Annotated in this window: 16 protein-coding genes; 11 read left to right on the top strand and 5 right to left on the bottom strand. The window is 72.0% G+C overall.

What is annotated here, in order from left to right; genetic code table 11:
- Positions 1-36 precede the first annotated feature (36 nt).
- A complete protein-coding gene (locus ACWEPL_RS00785) occupies positions 37-1,278 on the top strand; it encodes a serine hydrolase domain-containing protein (protein WP_452434522.1) in 1,242 nt (413 codons plus the stop codon).
- A gap of 253 nt (positions 1,279-1,531) precedes the next feature.
- Here the strand turns inward: ACWEPL_RS00785 and ACWEPL_RS00780 are convergent, their stop codons facing one another.
- The gene (locus tag ACWEPL_RS00780) at positions 1,532-2,668 is read right to left on the bottom strand and encodes an ROK family transcriptional regulator (RefSeq protein ID WP_452434520.1); all 1,137 of its coding nucleotides are present in this window, start codon (positions 2,666-2,668) and stop codon (positions 1,532-1,534) included.
- A gap of 106 nt (positions 2,669-2,774) precedes the next feature.
- Here ACWEPL_RS00780 and ACWEPL_RS00775 point away from each other — a divergent pair, with 106 nt between their 5' ends.
- From ACWEPL_RS00775 to ACWEPL_RS00760, 4 genes are read left to right on the top strand one after another with little or no spacing between them, the layout of a single operon-like run.
- Positions 2,775-3,683 (top strand): glutamate ABC transporter substrate-binding protein, encoded by a 909-nt coding sequence (locus ACWEPL_RS00775; protein WP_350722363.1) that lies wholly within the window; start codon positions 2,775-2,777, stop codon positions 3,681-3,683.
- Positions 3,683-4,327: an amino acid ABC transporter permease gene (locus tag ACWEPL_RS00770; RefSeq protein ID WP_452434518.1), complete on the top strand. Its 645-nt coding sequence runs from the start codon at positions 3,683-3,685 to the stop codon at positions 4,325-4,327. The genes ACWEPL_RS00775 and ACWEPL_RS00770 overlap by 1 nt, the downstream gene beginning before the upstream one ends.
- Positions 4,324-5,139 carry an amino acid ABC transporter permease gene (locus ACWEPL_RS00765; protein ID WP_452434516.1) on the top strand — a complete coding sequence of 272 codons (816 nt, stop codon included), beginning with the start codon at positions 4,324-4,326 and terminating at the stop codon, positions 5,137-5,139. Before ACWEPL_RS00770 ends, ACWEPL_RS00765 begins: the two co-directional genes overlap by 4 nt.
- The gene (locus ACWEPL_RS00760) at positions 5,132-6,076 is read left to right on the top strand and encodes an asparaginase (RefSeq protein ID WP_363965521.1); all 945 of its coding nucleotides are present in this window, start codon (positions 5,132-5,134) and stop codon (positions 6,074-6,076) included. Before ACWEPL_RS00765 ends, ACWEPL_RS00760 begins: the two co-directional genes overlap by 8 nt.
- 29 nt (positions 6,077-6,105) lie before the next feature.
- Here the strand turns inward: ACWEPL_RS00760 and ACWEPL_RS00755 are convergent, their stop codons facing one another.
- Positions 6,106-7,542, bottom strand: coding sequence for an LCP family protein (locus ACWEPL_RS00755; protein WP_452434514.1), 1,437 nt, complete (start codon positions 7,540-7,542; stop codon positions 6,106-6,108).
- A gap of 89 nt (positions 7,543-7,631) precedes the next feature.
- Between ACWEPL_RS00755 and ACWEPL_RS00750 the strand changes: the two genes are divergently transcribed.
- Together ACWEPL_RS00750 and ACWEPL_RS00745 are read left to right on the top strand one after the other, a co-directional pair.
- Positions 7,632-8,519: a crotonase/enoyl-CoA hydratase family protein gene (locus ACWEPL_RS00750; RefSeq protein WP_452434512.1), complete on the top strand. Its 888-nt coding sequence runs from the start codon at positions 7,632-7,634 to the stop codon at positions 8,517-8,519.
- Position 8,520: 1 nt separating this feature from the next.
- On the top strand, positions 8,521-9,444 hold the full coding sequence (locus ACWEPL_RS00745) for an alpha/beta hydrolase (protein WP_363965515.1): 924 nt from the start codon (positions 8,521-8,523) through the stop codon (positions 9,442-9,444).
- On the opposite strand, the gene ACWEPL_RS00740 is transcribed toward ACWEPL_RS00745, so the two are convergent.
- Positions 9,417-10,910 (bottom strand): alpha/beta hydrolase family protein, encoded by a 1,494-nt coding sequence (locus tag ACWEPL_RS00740; protein ID WP_363965513.1) that lies wholly within the window; start codon positions 10,908-10,910, stop codon positions 9,417-9,419. The two genes, ACWEPL_RS00745 and ACWEPL_RS00740, sit on opposite strands and share 28 nt — an antisense overlap.
- Before the next feature lie 107 nt (positions 10,911-11,017).
- On the opposite strand from ACWEPL_RS00740, the gene ACWEPL_RS00735 reads away from it, so the two are divergent.
- The 3 genes from ACWEPL_RS00735 to ACWEPL_RS00725 all read left to right on the top strand — a co-directional run bounded on the left by ACWEPL_RS00735 (position 11,018) and on the right by ACWEPL_RS00725 (position 16,593).
- Positions 11,018-12,127, top strand: coding sequence for an exonuclease SbcCD subunit D (locus ACWEPL_RS00735; protein ID WP_363965511.1), 1,110 nt, complete (start codon positions 11,018-11,020; stop codon positions 12,125-12,127).
- The gene (locus ACWEPL_RS00730) at positions 12,128-15,646 is read left to right on the top strand and encodes an AAA family ATPase (RefSeq protein WP_452434511.1); all 3,519 of its coding nucleotides are present in this window, start codon (positions 12,128-12,130) and stop codon (positions 15,644-15,646) included.
- A 62-nt stretch (positions 15,647-15,708) separates the two neighbouring features.
- Positions 15,709-16,593: an NAD-dependent epimerase/dehydratase family protein gene (locus tag ACWEPL_RS00725; RefSeq protein WP_363965507.1), complete on the top strand. Its 885-nt coding sequence runs from the start codon at positions 15,709-15,711 to the stop codon at positions 16,591-16,593.
- A 4-nt stretch (positions 16,594-16,597) separates the two neighbouring features.
- Here ACWEPL_RS00725 and ACWEPL_RS00720 read toward each other — a convergent pair whose 3' ends face one another.
- Entirely contained in the window at positions 16,598-17,233 is a 636-nt protein-coding gene (locus tag ACWEPL_RS00720; RefSeq protein WP_350722345.1) for an HAD family hydrolase, read from the bottom strand.
- An 87-nt stretch (positions 17,234-17,320) separates the two neighbouring features.
- On the opposite strand from ACWEPL_RS00720, the gene ACWEPL_RS00715 reads away from it, so the two are divergent.
- Complete coding sequence (locus tag ACWEPL_RS00715; protein WP_452434509.1) at positions 17,321-18,610, top strand: MFS transporter; 1,290 nt, start codon at positions 17,321-17,323, stop codon at positions 18,608-18,610.
- A gap of 53 nt (positions 18,611-18,663) precedes the next feature.
- Here the strand turns inward: ACWEPL_RS00715 and ACWEPL_RS00710 are convergent, their stop codons facing one another.
- On the bottom strand, positions 18,664-19,950 hold the full coding sequence (locus tag ACWEPL_RS00710; RefSeq protein ID WP_452434508.1) for a sialidase family protein: 1,287 nt from the start codon (positions 19,948-19,950) through the stop codon (positions 18,664-18,666).
- Positions 19,951-20,038 lie beyond the last annotated feature (88 nt).

Genomic DNA, 20,038 nt, shown 5'->3' with positions numbered 1-20,038 from the left:
GGAGATCGTTTCCACGACCCCCACCGAAGGAGAAGCATGCCGCCAGTGAACGGCACCCGCATGGCGGTCGCCGCGCTCGCCGTCGCCGGCCTGCTGTCACCCGTCCCGGCCGCCGCCCAGGCCCAGCAGCAAGAGCCCGCCGGATCACGGCAGGCACAGCAGCAGGAGCCCGCCGATCCGCGGCTGGCCCAGCGCGAAGAGCCCGCCGGGCTGCGGGAGGCGCTCGACGCGACCGTGGCCGCCGGCGCCCCCGGCGTGCTGGCCCGCATCGACGACGACCGCGGCACCTGGATCGGCACCGGCGGCACCGCCGACCTGGACACCCGCGAGCCGATGCCGAGAGAGGCGCGGTTCCGGGTCGCCAGCGTGACCAAGAGCATGGTCGCCGCGGTCGTCCTGCAACTGGTCCAGGAGGGCAGGCTGAGCCTGGACGAGCCGATCGGCAAGCGGCTGCCCGGCCAGATCGACGGCGGCGACCGGATCACCGTGCGGGAGCTGCTGAACCACACCGGCGGCCTGGCCACCTACGACCACGCCGCCGAGTTCGCCGACCCCGAGCAGTACGGCAAGCGGACCTACACCCCGCGGCAGCTCATCGACGAGGCCGAGCGGCTGCCCCGGCCCGAGCGGGGCCGCTTCTCCTACTCCAACACCGGTTACATCCTGCTCGGTCTGCTCGTGGAGCAGGTGACGGGCCACAAGCTGAGCGCCGAGCTGGACCGGAGGATCTTCCGCCCGGCCGGCATGACGCGCTCCTACCTGCCCACGACCTGGGACGGCATCCGCGGCCCGCACGCCACCGGCTACCACCTGCCCACGGGCGCCGACCCCGACGTCCCGGGCTCGCTGCGGCCCATCACGCGGCTGAACCCGTCGTTCGCCTGGGCCGCGTACGGGGTGGTGTCCGACGCCCGCGACCTGAACCGCTTCTACCAGGTGCTCTTCGGCGGCCGCCTCGTCGGCCCGAAGCTGCTGACGCAGATGCGCACCGGCGTCACCACGCCACAGGCCCCGGTCTTCCCCCGGTACGGGCTCGGGCTGGAGTCGGTGGGACTCACCTGCGGCGAGACGTGGGGCGCGACCGGCTCGATCCCCGGCTACCAGACCTTCAGCTTCGCCGACGCCACGGGCGAACGCCGGATGACGCTGTCGGTCAACGTGCAACGCAACGACCGGGCGGTCGCGCGGATGCTGCTGGCCGCCGTGGACGCGCTCAACCGCTACTTCTGCGGCGAGCCGTACAAGCTGCCGGGCTCCCGTCACGCAGATCGTCGATGACCTCCTGGTCCGGGCCCAGGTTGAGCCCGATCTCCGCGCAGTCGAGCTGGGCCTCGGTACGGCGCTCCGCGAGGTCGGTCACCCGGGCCTGCCGCACCTCCTCGTCGAACGCGAGCAGATCGACCTCGTCGGCGGCGGTCTGCAGGAGGTAGCCGGAGCCCCTGGTGAGGATGCGCGCCGGGCGGCAGCACTCTGCGCAGCCGGGCGACGTACGTCTGGAGGCCGGCCACCGCGGACGGGGGAGGGTTCTCCTTCAGGCCAGGGCGGCCTCCAGCAGGAGGGTGCCGGCCCCCAGCAGGGCCGCGTCCCGGCCGCCCCGGGCCGGGGCTATCTCCAGGTCGCGCGTCGCCAGCGGCAGGCAGCGTTCCCACACCGCCGCCCTGATCGAGGTGATCAAGGGTTCCGCCGCCGACAGGCTGCCGCCCACCGCCACCACGTCCGGGTTGAAGAAGTTCACCAGCACCGTCAGGACCTCGCCGATGCGGCGGCCCGCGGTGCGGGCCAGGCTCGTGGCCTCCGGGATGGCGTCGTTGACCAGGGTGACGATGTCCGCCGTGCGGGTCACCTCGATGCCGGACTCGCGCAGGGCCGCCATCAGGGCGGCACCGCTCGCGTACGCCTCCAGGCAGTCCGGATGCCCGCAGGCGCACACGACGGAGGAGTCCGAGCGCACCCGCACGTGGCTGATGTCGCCGGCCGCGCCCCTGCCCCGGTGCAGGTGGCCGTTGACGATGACGCCGCAGCCGATGCCGGTGCCGGCCTTGACGATCATGAGGTTCTGGCTGCCGGGCCACCAGCGCGCCTCGCCCGCGGCCATCAGGTTGGCGTCGTTCTCGACGAGGATCGGCAGGTCGTAGCGGGCGGCCAGGTGGTCGGCCACCGGGAACTCGTTCCAGCCGGGCATGCGCGAGGGCGTCACCACGCGCAGGCTCGACGGGTCCACCGGGCCCGGGATGCCGGTGCCCACCCCCCGCAGGGGGACCGACGGGGGCACGTGGGCGGCCAGCAGCTCGTCGAACGCGTCCGCGATGCGGTCCAGGGTGACCTGCGGGCCGTCGGCGATCTCGCAGCCGCGTTCCTCGATCACGAGCGGCGTGCCGCTGAGGTCCAGGAGGCCGAGGCGTACGTGGTGGGCGCCCAGGTCGGCGACGGCCAGCACGCCGGCGCCGGGGGAGAGCCGCAGCCGGCGCGGACGGCGGCCGCCGCGCGAGGTGCCCGAGCCCTCCTCGGCCAGCAGGCCCGCGTCGATGAGCTCCTCCACGCGCAGCGACACGCTGGACGCCGCCAGGCCCGATAAGCGCGCGAGGTCGGCGCGTGACTCGGCCCTGCCGGTGGCGACGAGTCTCAGCAGGTCGCCCTGTGCCCCCTGCACGGGCAGCCGCTGCTTCATGTGAGATACCTACCATGTTCAGACTTAGGCCGACAACGTATTGACTTGCTACGAAATCTCCCACTACGGTCCGGCCTATCTTCGAAATCGAAGGAAGTGACCGTTCATGAAGAGGTTTGTCGCCCTCGTCGCCGTCTCGCTGTTAGGGCTGGCGGCCTGTGGTGAGTCGAGTAGTCCCGCCGTGCCCGGAGCGCCGTCCGAGAAGGGCAGCGACGTCCTGGCCAAGGCGCCCGTCGCGGCGGCGGCCGACATCCTGCCCGGCTCCACCATGGAGAAGATCAAACAGCGCGGCGAGCTCCTCGTGGGCGGCTCGCTGGACGCGCCCCTGCTCTCCCAGCAGAACCCCGCCACCGGCGAGGTCGAGGGGTTCGACGCGGACATGGGCAAGGCGCTGGCCAAGTACATCCTGGGCGAGCCCAAGGTGAAGATCGTCAACTCGGCGTCGGAGACCCGGGAGGCGCTGCTGGCCAACGGGACCGTGGACGTCGTCTTCCAGACGTACACGATCACCGAGGAGCGGGCGAAGCAGGTGGCGTTCGCGGGCCCGTACTACACCTCGGGGCTGACGATCGCGGTGAAGAAGGGCGCGACGGGCATCGCCAAGCCGGAGGACCTGAACGGCAAGAAGGTCCTGGCGGGCGCGAACACCCCGGCCATCCCCGCGATCAAGAAGCTGGCGCCGCAGGCGGAGATCATCACCTTCGGCAGCGACCCGGAGTGCGTCCAGGCGCTCAAGCAGGACCGGGGCGTGGCCTACGTGCAGGATGAGACGATCCTCATCGCGGACGCCAAGAAGGACCCGTCGATCGAGATCGTGACCAAGCCGTTCACCGTGGACCCGTACGGGATCGGGCTCAAGCACGGTGACGACCAGTTCAAGAAGTTCGTCAACGACTGGTTGAAGAAGACCCAGGACACCGGGGTCTGGCAGGACATCTGGAAGAAGTCCATCGGCACCGTGGTGACCGGCGACGCTCCCCAGCCGCCGCAGATCGGCTCCGTGCCGGGGTCCTGATGTCCGTTCTCCTCGATCACCTGCCCGAGCTGTGGCATGGGCTGATCGTGACGTTCCAGCTCACCGCCGCGTCCTTCGCGGGCGCGGCGGTGCTGGGGGCACTGGTGTGCGCGCTGCGCGTCAGCCCGGTGCGGGTGCTGCGCGCCATCGGCACCGCGTACGTGGAGTCCTTCCAGAACCTGCCGCTCCTCGTCCTGCTCGTCCTGGCCTTCTTCGGCCTGCCGGAGATCGGCGTCAAGGCCGAGCCGCTGGTCACCGCCATCGTGGTCATCGCCGTGTACGAGGCCGCGTACGTCGGCGAGGCCCTGCGCTCCGGCGTGAACTCGGTGGGCAGGGGGCAGGGCGAGGCGGCGCGGGCGATCGGGCTGACGTTCGGCCAGTCGCTCAGGCACGTGGTCCTGCCGCAGGCGCTGCGCACGGTCGTCCAGCCGCTCGGCAACATCTTCATCGCCACCACGATGAACACCGCCCTGGCCGCAGCCGTCGGCGTCGTGGACCTGACGGCCGCCGCCAACCGGGTGAACCTCGTCGAGGCGCAGCCCATCCCGATCTTCGTCGGCGCGGGCCTGGCGTACGCGCTGATCGCCGCGGCGGTGGGATTCGCCACCGGCCGGCTCGAACGCAAGCTGGTGATCCTGCGGTGAGCGTCCTCTTCGACGAGCCCGGCCCCAAGGCGCGCGGGCGCATCCGCGTCGCGACCGTGCTCGGCGTCCTGGCCGCCGTCGCGCTCGCCGTCCTGGCCGTGCGGCAGTTCGCGGCGAACGGGCAGCTCGACGCCGCCCGCTGGCAGCCGTACGCGACCTGGCCGATGTGGCGCTACCTCCTGACGGGACTGTGGTCCACGTCCCTGGCGGCGATCGTGTCGGCGGCGCTGTCCATGGCGTTCGGCCTGGTCCTGGCCCTGGGACGGCTCTCCCACCGCAGGTGGATCCGCCTCCCGGCCGCCGCCTACGTCGAGGTCGTCAGGGTCGTGCCGGCGCTGCTGCTGGTGTACGTGGTGCTGTTCGCGCTGCCACGCTACGGCCTGGACCTGCCGCTGTTCTGGAAGCTGGTCGTGCCCCTGACGGCCTCGAACGCGGCCGCCTTCGCCGAGATCTTCCGCGCCGGCATCAACTCCGTCGAACGCGGCCAGACCGAGGCGGGCCTGGCAGTCGGCCTCACGCCGCTCCAGACCATGCGCCTCGTCGTGCTGCCCCAGGCGGCCCGCCGCGTGCTGCCGTCGATCGTCAGCCAGTCCGTCGGCCTGCTCAAGGACACCTCGCTGGGCTTCGTCGTCAGCTACGGCGAGTTGCTCTACAGCGGCAAGGTGCTGGCGGCCTATAACGGCCTGCTCATCCAGACGTATCTGGTCGTCGCATTGGTCTATCTTGCGGTCAACGTGTCCCTGTCCAAGCTGGCCCGCACCCTGGAAGCGCGCCAGCCCGTCACTTTCAGGAGGAGAGCCGCTCGTGCCTGACTACGCCGTGCTCGCCGAGGTGATCCGTTCCGGATTCGTGGAGAGCGTCCATTACGGCAGCGCCGTCGGCCTGGATCCGTCCGGGCGTGCCGAGGTGGTCCTCGGGAAGGTGGACGCGCCGGTGCTGCCGCGCTCGTCCGCCAAGCCGTTCCAGGCGCTGGCCTGCCTCACCGCCGGCGCGGCGCTGGCGGGGCCGCGGCTGGCCATCGCGGCGGGCAGCCACACGGGCGAGGACTTCCACGTGGAGCTGGTCCGCGAGATCCTCGACGACTACGGCCTGGACTTCGGCGCGCTGGCGTGCCCGCCGTCGTGGCCGGAGGACGCTCCCACCATGTACGGGCTCATCAGGCAGGGCGCCGACCAGTCCCGCGAGCGCATGAACTGCTCCGGCAAGCACGCCGCCATGCTCGCCGCCGCCGTGGCCAACGACTGGGACGTGCCCGGCTACCTGTCGGCCGGCCATCCCCTGCAGCTTCAGGTCCGTTCGGTCACCGAGGAGCTGGCGGGGGAGAAGTCCGCGCACGTGGCGGTGGACGGCTGCGGCGCGCCGCTGTTCGGCCTGTCGCTGACCGGGCTGGCGCGGGCCGTGCAGGGCCTGGTGCTGGCCGCGCCGGGCAGCGCGCCCCACCAGGTCGCCGACGCCATGCGCGCGCACCCCGAGTACGTGGGCGGGACCGGGCACCAGAACACCGAGCTGATGCGGGCGCTGCCCGGCGCCGTGGCCAAGGGCGGCGCGGAGGGCGTGCTGGTGGTGGCCCTGGAGTCGGGCCACTCGGTGGCGGTCAAGGTCATCGACGGCAGCCCGCGCGCCACCACGGCCGTCGCCCTGGCGGTCCTGCGGCGCATGGGCTGCGACGTCTCGACGGCGGCGGCGTTCGAGCAGGTGGACGTGCTGGGCGGCGGGGCCCCCGTGGGCCGGATCGTCGCCCGCGGGTAAGTCGCGGAAGGTCAGAGCATCGCGGGAGGTCAGAGCGAGCCGTCGCAGCCGTCCGTGATGCCCTTCGCCGGGCTCTGGCCGGCCTTCTTGGCGGCCGCCGTCTTCTTGGGAGAAGGGCCGGCGGAGGCGGTGGCGGCGACGGGCGGCTTGGTCTCGCCCGAGTCCCGCATCGCCTTCGCCGCGATGGTGCGGATCCTCTCCCAGTCGGGATAGCCGGTGTTGATCAGCGGCGGCACGAACTGCACGCTCGTCACCTTGGCGTTCTTGACCTTCAGCGCCAGCGGCACCAGGTTCTTGAGCATCCCCCGCGGGATGTCGGTCCTGATCAGCTCCTTGGTGGCCAGCGCGATCCGGTTGAAGCGGGCCAGCACGGTCGCCGGGTCCGCCTGGGTGAGCAGCGCGCCGAGCACGCAGCGCTGGCGGCGCATGCGGGTGTAGTCGTCGCTGAACGTGCGCGAGCGGGCGTACCACATGGCGTCGGCGCCCTTGAGCTTGCGCGTGCCGGCCTTGACCAGGCCCTCGTTGTACTTGCCGAACACCACGTCCTGCTCGACGGTGATCGTGATGCCGCCGATGGCGTCGATGAGGCGGGCGAAGCCCCACATGTTGACCAGGGCGTACCAGTCGACCTTGACCCCGAGGGTGTAGCCGATCGTGTCCATCAGCACCCTGGGGCCCTGGTGCTGCTTGCCGCCGAAGATCTCCGGGTGCGCGTCGGCGTACTCCCAGACGCTGTTGAGCAGGTCGCTGCGCCCGCCGCCGGGGTCGGGCGGGAGGCGGAAGCCGTTGGGGAAGTGCTGGGCCATCGGCGTGCCGGGGCGGAAGCGCACGTTCTCCAGGTTGCGCGGCAGGCTGAACAGCACGGTGTTGCCGGTCTTCACGTCGACGCTGGCCAGGTTCATGCTGTCGGTGCGGACGCCGATCCGGTTGTCGTCGGCGTCGCCGCCCAGGAGCAGGATGTTGACCCGCTGCCGCCCCGCCCACGGGTCCTCCGGCCGCTCCGCGGCGGCGGCGTCGGACGGCGGGGCGTCGGACGGGGTCTCCTGGAAGATGTCGTTGACCGTGCTCTGCAAGGTCCACACGTACTGCGTGACCACGCCGAACGGGAGCACCACGGCGACGGCGAGGAGCCCCGCCAGCGTCCCGGTGACGATCTGCCCGCCTTGTGGCAGCCGCCCCGGCCGCAGCACGATGAACGAGTGCACGATCACGGCGAACCAGGTCACGCCCAGCACGGCGGCGCTCACGATGATCGTCGTCATCCGCTCGATGAGCGTGCCCACCAGGTTGTCGGTCGTCAGCGCGAACGCGACCAGCGCCAGGAGGCCGACGACGTAGCAGGAGATCAGGGCGAGGCCGGTTTTGCGCCAACCGGTGCGCAGATGGGCCGCCCCGGGCGCCAGCGCCGCCAGCGCCAGCCATCCGAGAACCGCTCCGGCGCTCGAGGGTTCCTTTGCCTGCCGCACGCCTTCCCCGTTTCCCCGAATTACCACAATAGGCCTCTTACAGAGGCGGCAGCCTACGCACCTAATACGAAATATGTCTTTATCGGAGGATGAACATCAGTAGCCGAACAGACTTCACCGAAATCGCGTACGAAGTCGCCGACCAGATCGCCACCGTCACATTGAACCGCCCGGAGCGGCTGAACGCCTTCACCTTTGCGATGCGCGGAGAGTTGATCGAGGCGTTCGACCGCGCGGACGCCGACGACGGGGTGCGCGCAGTGGTGGTCACCGGGGCGGGCCGCGCGTTCTGCGCCGGGGCGGACCTGAGCGGCGGCGGGGACACCTTCGCGCACGGCGCGGACGGCGCGCGCGGCGAGCTGGTGGACGGGGTGCCGCGCGACGGCGGCGGCACGGTCGCGCTCCGGATCGCCCGCTCGCTCAAGCCGGTCATCGCCGCGATCAACGGCCCCGCCGTGGGCGTCGGGCTGACGATGACGCTGCCCATGGACATCCGGCTGGCCTCGGCGCAGGCCCGGTTCGGGTTCGTGTTCGCGCGGCGCGGCATCGTCACCGAGGCCGCGTCGAGCTGGTTCCTGCCCAGGATCGCCGGCATCGCCCAGGCCATGGAATGGGCCGCGACCGGCCGGATCTTCCCCGCCTCCGAGGCGCTCGAAGGGCGGCTGGTCTCGCGGGTGTATCCGCCCGAGGAGCTGCTGCCGGCGGCGTACGCGCTGGCCCGCGAGATCGCCGACAACACCTCGGCCGTCTCCGTGGCCGCCATCCGCAGGCTGATGTGGTCGGGCCTGTCGTCGTCCTCGCCGTGGGAGGCGCACGCGGCCGACTCGCGCGTCATGGCCGAGCTGGGCGGCGCGCCCGACACGGTCGAGGGGGTGACGGCGTTCCTGGAGAAGCGCCCGGCGGACTTCCCGATGCGGGTGAGCGAGGATCTGCCGCCCGGTGTCCCGTCATGGCCGGACAATCCTTATGGTGTCTAGCATGTACGAGATCACCGTGCTGCAGCTGCCGGACGACTTCGAGGGCGAGGTCGTCGCGACGCTGGTCTCCAGGAAGGCGGGATCCCGCAGGGCGGTGCTCTACCTGCACGGGTTCACCGACTACTTCTTCCAGGACCACCTCGCCGACCACTACATCCAGCGCGGCATCGACTTCTACGCTCTCGACCTGCGCAAATACGGGCGTTCGTTGCTGCCGCACCAGACCAGGGGCCTGATCAGGAGCGTCACCGACTACTTCCCCGAGATCGACGAGGCCGTCCGCATCGTCAGGCAGGACCACGACGAGCTGACGATCAACGCCCACTCGACCGGCGGCCTGGTCGCCTCCCTGTGGGCCGACCGGGTCCGCGGGCGGGGGCTGGTGCAGGGGATGGTGCTCAACAGCCCGTTCTTCGACCTGAACGTGCCCGCCCCGCTGCGCATGGCGGCCGACCTGTTCAAGACGCCCCTCTCGTACACGCGGTGGGCGCTCCCGCTGGGGGTCAGCACCGTCTACGGGCAGACGCTGCACCGCAGCGAGGGCGGCGAGTGGGACTACGACCTGGAGCTCAAGCCGCTGGGCGGCTTCTCCGTGCACGCCATGTGGCTGGCCGCCATCCGCCGGGCGCAGCGGCGGCTGCAGGCGGGGCTCGCGGTGGACGTGCCGGTCCTCGTGCTGGCCTCCACCAACGGGCTGCGGGTACGCGACCTCGTCCCGGAGGCCCGCTCGGCGGACATCGTGCTCGATCCCCAGCACATCGCCCGCTGGGCCACCTCGCTCGGCCCGCACGTCACGTGCGTGCGCATCCCGGACGGCCTGCACGACCTGGTGCTGTCGGCGGAGCCGGCGCGCAAGCAGGTCTTCGCCGAGCTGGACCGCTGGATGGACGCTTATGTCTACCAGGGGAAGGAGAACAGCCCGTAGTAGGCCGCCGCCACCAGCAGCAGCCCCGTGCCGCCCAGCACGCCGGCGACCGCCACGTGCTGCCAGCGGCCGGGCCGCATGCCCTCGCGCAGCGCCGACACGAACGCCGCCACGGCCGTCACCTCCTGGATCAGCATGAGCGCCGCGAGCAGCCGCACGATGAGCCAGCCGGCCAGCACGGCCGGCCAGGCGCCCGCCTGGTTGACCGAGAACAGCACCAGCAACGTGATGAACGCGATCACCGAGGCCAGCAGGCCCACGCCCGTCCAGACCATCCGGCTGAGCCGGCGTCTGATCGGGGGCCACAGCCTGGCGTTCGTCTCGGCGGGGACCTGGGGACGGCCGCGCAGGCGTACGACCATGGCCGCGACGGGGCCCGCCACGTAGCCGACGGCGGCCAGGCAGATCGTCAGCCCGAGCATCGTGCCGCCCGCGTACCAGGGGGCGGCCGGCACGTCGCTGGCCTCGAACCGCTGCACCGGCGTGGCGCCCGCCATGTGCAGGGCGGGCCGCGCGGTGCCGGGCAGGCCGGTGATCCAGTTGGCCAGGGTCTCGAGGTAGCCCTTGGTGAAGGGGCCGCCGCTCACCCGCATGGCGTGGTCGCCGTTGGCCATGAAGCGGATCGTGTAGTCGTCGTTGCCCGCCTTGTTCATGCCCTTGACGAGCGCCTGGGTGGACTCGACGAACGGGATCGAGGGGTCGGTGGTGCCGTAGAAGGCCAGGACCGGTTGTCTGATCCCGCTTAATGCCGGCAGCGCGTCATATCTGAGGAAGTTGAAGCCGACCCCGCCCATGGCCCGGGTCAGCAGGTCGCGGGCGCCGATCGGGGCCCGCAGCCGGAGCAGCTGCTCGTTCAGCGCCCAGGCGACCTGGCGCAGCGGGGAGACGTTCGGGGACGACACCAGGATCACGAACCCCACCGCCGTGCTCTTCGCCGCGGCGATCGGCACCACCCAGCCGCCCTCGCTGACCCCCCACAGGCCGATGCGGGCCGGGTCGACCTCGGGACGCGTGCGCAGGAGCTCCACCATGCGCAGGGCGTCGTCGGCGAGCAGCGAGAAGTCCCGCTGGCGGAAGTTGTAGCCGACCGTGCGCTTGTCGAACGCGATCGTCACCACGCCCGCCTTGGCCAGGAACTCCGCCTGCGGCGTGAACTCCGTCCGCGACCCGTTGCCCGAACCCGACACGAACACCATCGCCGGGTGCCGCCCTGGCGTCACCGGCAACCGGAGTGTTCCGTCCAGGCGTTGACCCTCCGCCGAGACGGAGATCTCCTCCCTGCGGACGGGATCGACCGCCACCACCGGCCGCAGCTCGCTCGTGGGCTGCGCCGGGATCGTCTGGAAGGCTGGATCGACCTTGAGCGGCGGCGGATCGAACGCGGGCGGCAGCACGTATCCGACCGTCGCGAGAGCCACCAGCACCAGACCGGCGGCGACGCTCAAGGTGCCACGGCCAGTGCGCATCGGCCTCCCCATGTGCGTTGGTTTGCCCGCCGATCTTCTAGCCTACTCCCGGCCTGCGGGACAGATGAGGCCGCATTTGTCGGTGAGAGCTGTTAGCTTCCTGCGACATGCGGATCCTGCACACCTCAGACTGGCATCTGGGGCGCTCGTTCCATCGCGAGAGCCTGCTTTCGGCGCAGGAGGCGTTCGTCGACCACCTGGTGGAGACGGTCCGGGCGGAGCGGGTCGACGTGGTGGCGGTCGCGGGCGACGTCTACGACCGCGCGCTGCCGCCGGTCGACGCGGTCGCGCTCCTGGACTCGGCGCTCGGGCGGCTGCGCGCGGCGGGGGCGCGGGTGGTGCTGATCAGCGGCAACCACGACTCGGCGCTGCGGCTGCGCTTCGGCTCGGGCCTCTTCGAGGCCGCCGGGGTGCACGTACGCACCTCGCCCGACCTTTCCTGGGAGCCGGTGCTGATCGACGACGTGGCCTTCTACGGCATCCCCTACCTGGAGCCCGAGCTGGTCCGCCACGCCTGGGAGCTGCCCGACCGGAGCCACACGGCCGCCCTCACGTACGCGATGGACCGCGTCAGGGCCGACGCCGCCCGCCACCGCGCCTCGGTGGTGCTGTCGCACTGCTTCGTCGTCGGGGGCCGGGCCAGCGACAGCGAGCGCGACATCAGCGTGGGCGGGGTGGCCCACGTCCCGCTGTCGGCCTTCGACGGGGTGTCCTACGTCGCGCTGGGCCACCTCCACGGGCGGCAGCGCATGTCGGAGACGGTGCGTTACTCGGGGTCGCCGCTGGCGTACTCGTTCTCGGAGGTCGGCCACGTCAAGGGCTCGTGGCTGGTCACGCTCGGCTCGGGGGCCGACTTCGTGCCGGCGCCGGTGCCGCGGCCCGTGGGGCGGCTGCGGGGGGACCTGGAGGAGCTGCTGACCTCTGCCCGGCACACCCCGTACGAGGACCACTGGCTGCACGTCACCCTCACCGACGCCGTCCGCCCCAAATCGGCCATGGACCGGCTCCGCGCCCGCTTCCCCCACACCCTCGCCCTCTCCTTCGACCCGGTCGGCGCCGCGCCCGCCGCCCAGCCCGTACGGTTGAGCGGGCGGCCGGAGGCGGAGGTGGCCCTCGATTTCGTCAGGGAAGTACGCGGCGAGCCTGCCGCACGTGACGAGGAAGACCTGCTAAGACAGGCCATCGAGGCGTCGAGGGTGAAGGAGACGATGGCGTAGATGCGGCCGCACCGGCTCTCGCTGACGGCGTTCGGGTCGTTCCCGGGCACTGAGGCGGTCGACTTCGACGCGCTGGCCGAGGCGGGCCTGTTCCTGATCCAGGGGCCCACGGGGGCGGGCAAGACCACCATCCTCGACGCGCTCTGCTTCGGCCTCTACGGTCAGGTGCCCGACCCGCAGCGCAACGACGCCCGCAGCCTGCGCTGCGACCACGCCCCGCCGTCGGCCGGACCCTCGGTCACGCTGGAGGTCACCATCCGCGGGCGGTTACTCCGCATCCAGCGCTCGCCGTCCTGGCAGCGGCCCAAGCTGCGCGGGACGGGGTTCACCGAGGAGAAGCCCAAGGTCGTCGTCTCGGAGTGGCGCGGGTCGGAGTGGCAGGGCCTGACCACCCGGCTGGACGAGGCGGGCGACCTGATCGGCGGGCTGCTGGGCATGAACGCCGCCCAGTTCTGCCAGGTGGCGATGTTGCCTCAGGGCAATTTCGCCAAGTTCCTGCGGGCCGAGGGGGAGGAGCGCCGCAGGCTGTTGGAGCGGCTGTTCTCGGTCAAGGTCTTCACCCAGGCGGAGTCGTGGCTGGCCGAGCACCGCAAGCTGGCTTTCCGGGAGGCGCAGGAGCTCCGGCAGGAGGTCGACTTCGCCGTCCAGCGGGTCGAGGAGGCGGCGGGCGACGACCTGGACGAGGCCTCCGAGCCCGAGGACGATCTCCTGCGATGGGCGGGGGCGCTGCTCGACGCCGCGCGGGCCGTCGTGGGCCGGGCGGGCGAGGAGCACGAGGCGGCCGGGCAGGCCGCGCGTTCGGCGCGGCTGCGGTTCGAGCAGGCCGCCGCGCTGGCCGACCGGCAGCGCCGGCACGCCGAGGCGCTCACCATGCGCCGCACCCTTGACGAGCGGGCGGACGAACGGGCCGACCTGCAGGCCATCCTCGACGACGCGGCCAGGGCCGATCGGGTGCTGCCTCTGATCACGGCGGTCAGGCAGCGTTCGGAGGCCGCCGCCAAGGCACGCGCCCTCGCCGCCGACGCCCTCGCCCGGGCCCGCCCCCTCCTCGCCCGGCAGACGGCCGACGCCACCGGCCACTCACCGGGCGGCTCGGCTTCGGAGGGCTCAGCTGTCGTCGGGCCCGTGCAGGGAGGGCGGTCGGTGGGTGAGCCGTCGGCGGCCGAGCTGGCCGCGCTGGAGCGGGAGCGGCAGGCCGAGATCGCGCGGCTGTCGGAGCTGCTCACCGAGGAGGCCCGGCTGTCGGTGGTCCGGCGTGACCTGCTGCGCGTGGAGGAGGAGCTGGCCGAGCTGGTCGGCGCCGACGAGGCCGTCAGCGCGCGGCTGGCCGCCCTGCCCGCCCTCATCGAGCGTGCCGAGGGCAAGCTGGCCGGGGCGCGCATGGACGCCGCCAGGATCCCGGCCGCGCAGGCCGTACGCGACGCCGCCGCCCACCTGATCGAGATCGACGACGAGCTGGCCAGGCTGGCGGCCGAGCTCGACGCGCTGGCCCAGCGCGAGGCCGAGGTGTCCGCCGCCGAGGCCGAGCTGCCCGAGCGGATCGCCGACGCCGCCGCGGCCCTGGCCGACGTCCAGGCGGAGGCGGCGGCCATCCCCGCGGCGTCGGCAGGGCTCGACGCCGCCAGGGCCGCGCTGGAGGCAACCCACCGCCGCGAGGCCCTCGCCGCTGAGCTGGAGGCGGCCGCCGCCGCCCACCAGGCGCTCGTGGACCACGCCCAGGCGCTCCGCGAACGCTGGCTCGACCTGCGCCAGGCGCGCATCGACGGCATGGCGGCGGAGCTGGCCCGTGACCTGTCCGACGGCCGGCCCTGCGCGGTCTGCGGCTCCGACCACCACCCCGATCCCGCCTCCCCGGTCCCCAGCGCGCCGTCGGCCGACGACGAGCACGAGGCCGAGAGCGCCCACGAAGCCGCCCTGGCCCAGCGCGAGGCCGCCGAACGCGCCCTGGCCTCCCTGGAGTCCCGGCACGCCGACGCGGTCGAGGCCACCGGGGGTCTGGACGTCGATACGGCCGAGGCGCAGGTGCTGGGGGCGGAGCAGGAGCTGGCCCGCCTCGAGGCGGTGGCCGACCGCGAGCCCGCCCTGGCCGCGGCGCTCGAACGCGTCGAGATCGAGCGCGAACGGGTCAGGGACCAGGCCAGGGAGATCGCCGAGACCCTCGCCGGCCACCGCGCCCACCACACCCACCTGGAGTCCGAACGCACCCGCCTCCTCCAGACGACCCTGCCCACCGCGGACCCGGAATCCGCACGTCCGGACGGGCGGGGTGTGCTGGCGCGGGCCGAGGGGGAGCTGCGCAGGCTGCGCGCGTCGGCGGACGGGGAGCCGGTGCTGGCGCGGGAGGCGGCGGCGCTCGGCCGGGAACGCCTGGAGCTGGAGGAGGAGAGGCGCCGGGTCGAGGCGCGGCTGGCCTCGTACCGCACCCGTCATGAGGAGCTGAGCGGCGACGCCGGACGGCTCGGCGCCCGGCTGGACGCGGCGCGGGGCGACGATCCCACCCTGACCGCGCGCCTGTCGAGGCTGCACGACGAGGCCGGGCTGCTGCGGGAGGCCCTGGAGGCCACGCAGGCGGCGGTGGCGTCCATCGACGAGCTGGGCAGGGCCCGGCGGGCCGCGGAGGAGGCGGCGGCCGAGGCCGGGTTCGCGGATGTGCCGGAGGCGGAGGCGGCGTTCCGGAGTCCCGTGGAGCGGGAGCGGCGGGCGGAGGCGCTGCGGCGGCTGGACGACGAGCACGCCGCCGTCACGAGCGTCCTGGCCGACCCCGAGCTGGTCGCGGCAGCCGCCGCGCCCGCGCCCGACCTGGCCTCGATCGGGAGCGAGCGTGACCGGCTGGAGGAGGCGCACACGAGGCTGTCGAGCGCGCGCGACCGGGCCGTGGCCAGGGCGGAGCGGCTGGCCCAGCTGCACGGCGAGCTGTCCGATCGCATCGAGCGCTGGCGCCCGGCGGCCGAGCGGCACCGGCTGGCCGAGCGTATGGCGGCGCTGGCCAGCGGCACGTCCGGCGACAACCAGTGGAGCATGAGCCTGTCGTCGTACGTGCTGGGGGAGCGGCTGCGGCAGGTGGTGGACGCCGCGAACGAACGGCTCGACCACATGTCGGCAGGCCGCTACCTGCTGCGTCACGACCTGCGCAAGACGGCCGGGTCCCGGGGGCGCTCCGGGGGCGGGCTGGGGCTGCGGGTGGCCGACGGGTGGACCGGCGTCGACCGCGACCCGGCCACGCTGTCCGGCGGTGAAAGCTTCATCACGTCACTGGCGCTGGCGCTGGGGCTCGCGGACGTCGTCACGGCCGAGGCCGGGGGCACCGAGCTGGGCACGCTCTTCGTGGACGAGGGCTTCGGCACCCTCGACGAGGACACCCTCGACGGCGTGCTGGACATCCTCGACGGGCTGCGCGACGGCGGGCGGGCCGTGGGCATCGTCAGCCACGTCGCCGAGCTGCGGTCGAGGATCACGGCGCAGCTCAAGGTCACCAAGACCCGCGCCGGGTCCACCGTGTCGCTGACAGGGGTGGGCTGAGCGGCGACGGCGGAGCGATCTCGCGTAGATTGCTCGCACGAACCCCATGAAGGAGTGGACCCATGCGCGTCGTCGTCACCGGAGCCCATGGCAAGGTCGGCCGGGCGGCCGTCAAGGCGCTGGCCGAGGCCGGTCACGAGGTGACCGGCGTGGATCTCACGCGCCCGGTCTGGGAGCGGCACGAGCCCGGCGAACCCGCCTACAAGCAGGCCGAGCTGACCGACGCCGGGCAGGCGTACGCCGTGGTCCACGGGGCCGACGCGGTCGTGCACGCCGCCGCCATCCCCGACCCCACCGCCAACGCGCCGCACGTGGTCTTCCAGAACAACCTGATGGCCACGTTCAACATGATCGAGGCGGCGATCCGCCTGGGCGTCCCCCGCTTCGTGAACATCTCCAGCGAGACCGTCCCCGGCTACTTCTTCGCCGACCGGCCCTTCCTGCCCGACTACGCGCCGGTGGACGAGGAGCACCCGGCCCGGCCGCAGGACCCGTACGCGCTGTCCAAGCACTTCGGCGAGCAGCTCATGGACGCCGCGGTGCGCCGCTCCGACATCAGGTGCATCTCGCTGCGGCCGAGCTGGGTGCAGCACGAGGGCAACTACGAGCGCAACATCGGACCGCAGGTCCGCGACGCCTCCTTGATCGGCGCGGGGCTGTGGAGCTACACCGACGTGTACGACCTCGCGGACGCGATCGTCCTGGCCGTCGAGTCCGACCTGCCCGGGCACGAGGTGTTCTACATCGCCGCGCCCGACAACGCGGGCGGGCACGACTTCGCCGTCAAGCTGCGGGAGCACTACGGCGACCGGATCGAGCTGCGGCCGATCTCCCGCCCGGACTCCTCGGGCATCTCGTGCGACAAGGCCCACCGCCTGCTGGGCTGGACCCCGAAGCGGTCGTGGCGCGACTACCTGGACGAGAACGGCCGTACCCGCCAGGGGTGACGACTCAGCGTTCGAGGGAGGTGATCAGCTCCGGCAGCGTGGCCGGGTCGTGGAACAGGGTGGCGCCCAGACCGGCGAGGCGGTCGCCGGGGATGAGGCCGCCGGCGAAGGCCAGGCAGCGCATGCCCGCGCGCATCGCCGCGGTCACCCCGAACGGGCTGTCCTCCACCACCACGCACCGCTCCGGCTCGGCCCCCAGCGTGGCCGCCGCGTGCAGGAACAGGTCCGGCTCCGGCTTGCCCCTGGCGACGTCCTCGGCGCTGAACACCCGCCCGTCGAACCGCCCGGCCAGCCCGACGAGCTCGAGGCTGTGGCGGATCACGCTGTGCCGGCCGTTCGAGGCCACGCAGCTCGGCACGGTGAGCCGGTCGAGCGCCTCCTCGATGCCTCGGACCGTGCGCAGCTCGGCCTTGACCGCCGCCGTGTACTCGGCTCTGAGCTGATCGCGCCAGCCCGGCGGCGTCTCGCCCACCTGCTCTTCCCAGTAGTCGTTCGTGCAGCCCACGAACCGCTCGATGTACTCCGTCTCGTCAATCGACCAGCCCAGGCGGCGCAGCGCCGCCGTGCCCACGCGTACGGAGATCGGCTCGCTGTCCACGAGCGTTCCGTCGCAGTCGAAGATGACAAGATCGACAGCCAAAACCCGTTCCCTTCAGAGGTGTCTTTCCGCTGGTGATAGCTTCTTCGTATCGCTTCACAAGACGCTATTCCGCATAGTGAGACAAATGTGACAACGTCCCCCCAAATCGCCGCACCCAGCCGGTCAAGGATCGCGGCCGCCAGCCTCATCGGCACGGCGATCGAATTCTATGATTTCTACATTTATGGCACCGCGGCGGCCCTGGTGCTCAACACCGCCTTCTTCCCCGGCATGGACCCGGTGGCGGGCAACCTGGCGGCGTTCTCGACCTTCGCGGTGGCGTTCCTGTCGCGCCCGCTCGGCTCGGCCCTGTTCGGGCACTGGGGCGACCGGGTCGGCCGCAAGTCCATGCTCGTGGTGTCGCTGCTGGTGATGGGGCTCTCCACGGTCGCCATCGGGCTGCTGCCCGGCTACGCGGCCATCGGCGTGATCGCGCCCGTGCTGCTGGTGCTGCTGAGGTTCACGCAGGGCATCGGGCTCGGGGGCGAATGGGGCGGCGCGGCGCTGCTGGCCACCGAGCACGCGCCGCCCGGCAGGCGCGGGCTGTACGCGATGTTCCCGCAGCTCGGCCCGTCGGCCGGGTTCATCGTCGCGAACGGGCTGTTCCTCGTGCTGGGGGAGACGCTCAGCGATGAGCAGTTCGGGGCGTGGGGGTGGCGGCTGCCGTTCGTGGCGAGCCTGCTGCTGGTGATCGTCGGCCTGTACGTACGGCTCAAGATCTCCGAGACGCCGGTCTTCCAGGCGGCCATGGACCAGCGCCGGATCGCCAAGGTGCCGATCGTGGCCCTCCTGCGGCAGCAGTGGCGGCGCGTGCTCCTCGGCGCCGGCGCCATGACCGTCGCCTACACGCTCTTCTACACCGCCACCACCTACTGCCTGGCGTACGGCACCACCGCGCTCAAGATCCCGAAGACCACCATGCTCGGCCTGACCATGGTCGGGGTCGTGTTCATGGCCGCGGGCACGGTGGTCTCCGCGATGGTCTCCGACCGCCTGGGCCGCCGCCGCACCCTGCTCACCGGGACGGGAGTGGCCGTCGTGTGGGGGCTGGTGATGTTCCCGCTGATGGAGACCAGGTCCGTGTTCCTGGTGGGCGTGGCGCTGGCGGGGGCGCTCGGCCTGATGGGGCTGGTCTTCGGGCCGATGGGCGCGTACCTGCCGGAGCTCTTCAAGACCCAGTACCGCTACAGCGGCGCCTCGGTGGCCTACAGCCTGGGCGGCGTGCTCGGCGGCGCGGTGCCCCCGCTGGTCGCCACGAGCCTGCAGGCCGGCGGGGTGGGCGTGATGGGCGTCGGCGTGTACGTCTCGGCGATGGCCCTGCTGAGCCTGCTCTGCCTCCTCGCCCTCCCCGAGACGGGCGAGGACAGCCTCCAGTAGTGCTTCGTCAGGTCGGCGCGTCGTGGGCAGTGAGCGCTGCGGCAGCCAAGGCGCTATGCCGGCGGCGGTTCCGGGCGGCCGTTGGCGACCCAGGTGGGGTGGAAGCGGCGGAAGATGATGCTCATGTTCTTGTCGCTGCCCGAACTGTTCTGCTCGCCCCACTCGATGGCCGCGCCGACCTGATTGTCGGCGGTCTGCAGCATGCTGGAGTAGCCCCCTTCGACCCCGTTCACGTTCGGCCTGCCGTCCCGTCCCTTCGGCTGGGGCGCGGGAAAGTCGCCGAGCAGGCGGGTGTACGGCCAGCCGACGCCGTCGTCGTAGCTCATCCAGACGCGCATGGGGGTCCGGCTTCGGGAGCCGCTGCCCGGGTGGGGGCCGAGGAACAGGATCCGGTTCGGCGACCCGGCGAAGCGCAGCGTCGAGGCCTGGCAGTCGGGATCGGGCAGGACACGGCCGTCCGGCTCGAGGTGATCGGCGTAGCCGGAGAAGCCGCCGTCGAGGGTGCCGGTGGCGACCAGCCGCTTGAGCAGCGGCGGATCGCCGGCGTTGGCGAACCTGGCACGATCGTTGCGATACAGGTCGCCGCTGAACCGCTGCAGGATCGTGGCCTCGTCGGTCTTGGTGACGTCGGTGTTCGTCAGCTCCTGGTAGTGCCAGTCAGTATCCCCTGGCCGCTTGTAGATGTTGCGCCACTTGGCCGGGATGACCAGCGTTCCGTCGGTCATCTTGATGCCGGCGCCGGGGCCGATCGAGTCGTTGAACCATCTCCTGTTCAACGGATCGCTCGGGTCCTTGTGCGGTTTGAGCGTGTCGGTCTTGTCGGTGAGGGTCCAGCCGCCGGTGGGCAGGCCGTTGGCGTCGGTGGCTGACGAGGCCACCCACACCGCGCGGTCGTCCCAGCTGTCGAAGTCGCCGACGCTCGTCCAACTGGCCGCCATCCGGTTGAAGAACAGGTAGACGGTCTGCCCGTCGAAGACCGCGGTGGGGTTGCCGACGGCGTCCGGCCACCCGGTGGCCACCGCCTTGATCCCGGACCAGGTGCCGGGTTTGCCGGAGTCCCTGGAGGTCTTGTAGATGAGGTCGATGTTGCCGTAGTCGTCGTTGTCGCCGACCCGGCCTTCGGCGAAGGCGATGACCGTGTTCCCCTTGGTACGGATCACGGCCGGCGCGCGGAAGGAGTGGTAGTCGACCCGGTAGGCGCCGTTGACGTAGGCCTCGTTGCCTCCGTCGAAGAGCACTTCCGCGGAGGGCGTGGACGCCGCATCGGCCGGAGTCGCTACGAGGAGGCTCGCGGCGGCCAGCGCGATGGCCGCGAGCGATCGGACACATAAAGGTCTCACCGTGCGAAAAGTACAACTATCTGTTGACCGTGGGAAACCCGGGACAGAAGAGGCCAACAACCAGGTGTGCGGCGCGGCAGTACTCCCG

The sequence above is a fragment of the Nonomuraea sp. NPDC004186 genome, from assembly GCF_053603495.1.
Note: the sequence above shows the minus strand (reverse complement) of the source record. Positions and strands in the feature narration are given on the sequence as shown.

Excerpts from the sequence above, each read along its gene's own strand:
- ACWEPL_RS00770 (WP_452434518.1), top strand. The coding sequence starts at position 3,683 with ATGTCCGTTCTCCTCGATCACCTGCCCGAGCTGTGGCATGGGCTGATC.
- ACWEPL_RS00735 (WP_363965511.1), top strand. The coding sequence starts at position 11,018 with ATGCGGATCCTGCACACCTCAGACTGGCATCTGGGGCGCTCGTTCCAT.
- ACWEPL_RS00730 (WP_452434511.1), top strand. The coding sequence starts at position 12,128 with ATGCGGCCGCACCGGCTCTCGCTGACGGCGTTCGGGTCGTTCCCGGGC.
- ACWEPL_RS00750 (WP_452434512.1), top strand. The coding sequence starts at position 7,632 with ATGAACATCAGTAGCCGAACAGACTTCACCGAAATCGCGTACGAAGTC.
- ACWEPL_RS00740 (WP_363965513.1), bottom strand. The coding sequence starts at position 10,910 with ATGCGCACTGGCCGTGGCACCTTGAGCGTCGCCGCCGGTCTGGTGCTG.
- ACWEPL_RS00785 (WP_452434522.1), top strand. The coding sequence starts at position 37 with ATGCCGCCAGTGAACGGCACCCGCATGGCGGTCGCCGCGCTCGCCGTC.
- ACWEPL_RS00775 (WP_350722363.1), top strand. The coding sequence starts at position 2,775 with ATGAAGAGGTTTGTCGCCCTCGTCGCCGTCTCGCTGTTAGGGCTGGCG.
- ACWEPL_RS00725 (WP_363965507.1), top strand. The coding sequence starts at position 15,709 with ATGCGCGTCGTCGTCACCGGAGCCCATGGCAAGGTCGGCCGGGCGGCC.
- ACWEPL_RS00780 (WP_452434520.1), bottom strand. The coding sequence starts at position 2,668 with ATGAAGCAGCGGCTGCCCGTGCAGGGGGCACAGGGCGACCTGCTGAGA.
- ACWEPL_RS00745 (WP_363965515.1), top strand. The coding sequence starts at position 8,521 with ATGTACGAGATCACCGTGCTGCAGCTGCCGGACGACTTCGAGGGCGAG.